Here is a 2,685-nt window from a genome sequence, read left to right as displayed (position 1 = left end):
GCCGAAGCACACTCCGCATTCGCGCCACGGAATGGGCATCGACCACCCAAAACGAGATCCGTCAGCGTCAATCGCCGCGCGGCACGCTGAAACATTGGAAAGCCAGCTTCTCAGCCAACTTTCGTGCATAGTTCAGGTTAGGACCAACGGGAGCCGCGAAAGCTCGTCCTCGGTGGGGGGCCGGTGCGGTCGCACGGCCACGAACGGGGGCTCCTCCACGATCCACGGGGATGGCGGACCTTCGGCAGGGGCGAGATCGGGGAAGAAGCTCCGCAACGAGCGCAGACCCAGATCGTAGTAGAACGGGTGGACGCGAGGCAGGCTGCGGCGCATCCGGCGAAGGAGGAGCGCATGGAAGAGGGTCCCGTCGTAGAAGCGGTCGCGCTTCCAGCCGTGGTCGCGGCACAATGTCGCGAGCACCTCGTGGACCCAGGCCTCCAACCGGTCCGAACGGAGCTGCTCAGAGGGCCATTGCATCAGGATCCGACGGACGACGTCGCGAACGAACCGATCGGCGTCGCGGGCGCAATCCAGCCGATCGGTGGGCTCGCCAACCTCGTCCCACAGGAGGCGCTCGAGACGACGCGCGGCTGCTCCATTCGCGTGTGCGCGGGTTAGTCGATCGGAGTCGGTCCCACTCGCCGCGGCGTCCAGGCCACTCAGACGGAGGAAGGTGTTGATCTCGGAGCGGAGGGTCAGGAGGCCCGGAAGCCGGCGGAGCGTCTCCATGAAAACGGACGACCCGCTACGAGAACTCGAAGCTACCACCACCACATCCCTTATGTTTGCGAAGAAGCCGCCGGGCGGAAGCGAATCGGGTCTTTGGAAGCGCTGAACGCGACGGAGGACCGGTTCGACCGGAGCGGGGACGAGCTGCACCCGCTACTTCCTGCCCACGGCAATGCAGAACAGCATGTCGTCGAAGTACCGAAGGCCGTCCTCGCTCTCGACGGCATGGAGACGTGTGAACGCCAGCGGCGCGGACCGGTAAATCTCGCGAATCCGCTCTCGGGCCCCCTCGGAGATCGCGCCGTGGTCCGACCAGCGGTCCACATCCTCACGCGACACGTGGTCGCGCAGCTCGACCTCCCGGCAACCCGCGCGCTGCAACAACGCGGCGAGGTCCTCACGCAGGAAGAAGTTGCGACGCGCGGGATTCCGGAGCGCGAGGATCTCGAAGTAGGTGTCGCGGTCCTCGAGTCCGTAGGCGCAAAGATTCACCAAACAGACGCGGCCGCCTGGACGGGCCACGCGGACCATCTCTCCGACCGCCCGCTCGGCTTCCATGAACTGCACACCCTGGCGGCACACTACGACGTCGAACTCATCATCGGGGAACGGCATGTCCTCGGCCGATCCCGGGACGAACTCGTCAACGGCGTCCAAAGCCTGATCGTACATCGCCGGAGTGAGGTCAAGACCCGCGACCTGCCGGGCCACACCCTTGAGAGCTCTCGAGACCAGGCCTGTTCCACAGGCTACGTCGAGCACACGAGCTTCGGAGAGGGGACCGAGCGCCGAGACGATCCGCTCCATGAGGATGGGGTCGGTACACCAATGGCTCGACTGGTCGTACCTGCCCGCTCGCGCCGTGAAGTGGTCGAGCACCTCTCCGCGGTCCGGTCGAGGTTGCGTGGAGGATCCCGACCGCGAGGCCATCTACCCGTTCTCCTGTGCTGTGGGCAGGGCGCCGCCTACCCAGTCCGCCCTGTCGGCCGACGTCGACGCGGTCCCGTCTACCCACGTGGCCCAGTCGGGACCCGCGCCGCGCAGCCGGTCTCGGATTCCGAGCCGCCGCGCGAGCATACGTCGTCCCCGCCCTCTGTCGTAGTGATAAGCCGACTCGGCGGCCGAGTACCGGTGCTCAGCGCCCCCAGGACACGCGAGGCGACTCAAGCACCCAGCCTGGCAGTCTCGGGTCGTAACGTTGTGACTCGCGCATCGTTTCACGTCCCAGCCGCCTCGCGTCCCGCCTTCAACTGCGGCGGCGGGGCACGCCGCCACGCATCGTGCGTCACAGGAAACGCACGTGGATGCGCTGGTTAGCTGTCCGGTCGGCTCGATGAGCTCGCGTGTCAGACAAGCGGCGCGCAGCCCGAGCCACGGGCCAAAGACCGGGTGCAGTACGAGACCCAACCGGCTCGGCCAACCGAGCCCCGCACGGACGGCGAGGGTCCTGAAGTCAAGGAGCCTCTCCTCGGTTGCGGCGGCGCGAATCCACAGCCGCGACCCATCCGGACTCGGATCCGCTCGCTCCAGCATGCGAGCCACGAACGCGTCCAGCGGATGCGGCTCCGCGGCGAACTGGTCCGGGAACGCTGTGGCGTCCGCCACGAACGCCTCCCAGAGCGCGGGACCGCCCGAGGCGAACACGATCACGGACAGACATCCCTCAAGGAGGTCGGCGTACGGCCAACCTTCTGCCACGCCAACGGCGTCGAGACAGCCGCGCAATCGGCTGCGAACCAACTCGAACTCCTGAGGAAGGATTCCTCCGCTCGGCGAATCCCTGTCCAACAACCTGACTACCCTATGCGCATTGGGTTAACAGGGTGCTGAAAAACCCCGTGCTTCACTCCTTCAAATGGTAGAAAAGAGGCGGGGGTAGAGGGAATGCGGGGAAGCGATCGAGAGCAGGGTTCGATGTTCAGCTACGTAGCGCTGGAAGACCGGATTCCGGCGGAT

At 66.2% G+C, this 2,685-nt stretch carries 3 protein-coding genes; all 3 read right to left on the bottom strand.

The features are described from left to right. Positions 1 to 132 precede the first annotated feature (132 nt). The 3 genes from GY937_16115 to GY937_16105 all read right to left on the bottom strand — a co-directional run bounded on the left by GY937_16115 (position 133) and on the right by GY937_16105 (position 2,469). Positions 133 to 729 (bottom strand): hypothetical protein, encoded by a 597-nt coding sequence (locus GY937_16115; GenBank protein ID MCP5058231.1) that lies wholly within the window; start codon positions 727 to 729, stop codon positions 133 to 135. 153 nt (positions 730 to 882) lie between these two features. Continuing rightward, positions 883 to 1,659: a methyltransferase domain-containing protein gene (locus tag GY937_16110; protein MCP5058230.1), complete on the bottom strand. Its 777-nt coding sequence runs from the start codon at positions 1,657 to 1,659 to the stop codon at positions 883 to 885. Continuing rightward, positions 1,660 to 2,469: a hypothetical protein gene (locus GY937_16105; GenBank protein ID MCP5058229.1), complete on the bottom strand. Its 810-nt coding sequence runs from the start codon at positions 2,467 to 2,469 to the stop codon at positions 1,660 to 1,662. Between the last annotated feature and the right edge of the window lie 216 nt (positions 2,470 to 2,685).

The sequence above is a fragment of the bacterium genome (genome assembly GCA_024228115.1).
In the GTDB taxonomy this organism is placed as follows: domain Bacteria; phylum Myxococcota_A; class UBA9160; order UBA9160; family UBA6930.
Note: the sequence above shows the minus strand (reverse complement) of the source record. Positions and strands in the feature narration are given on the sequence as shown.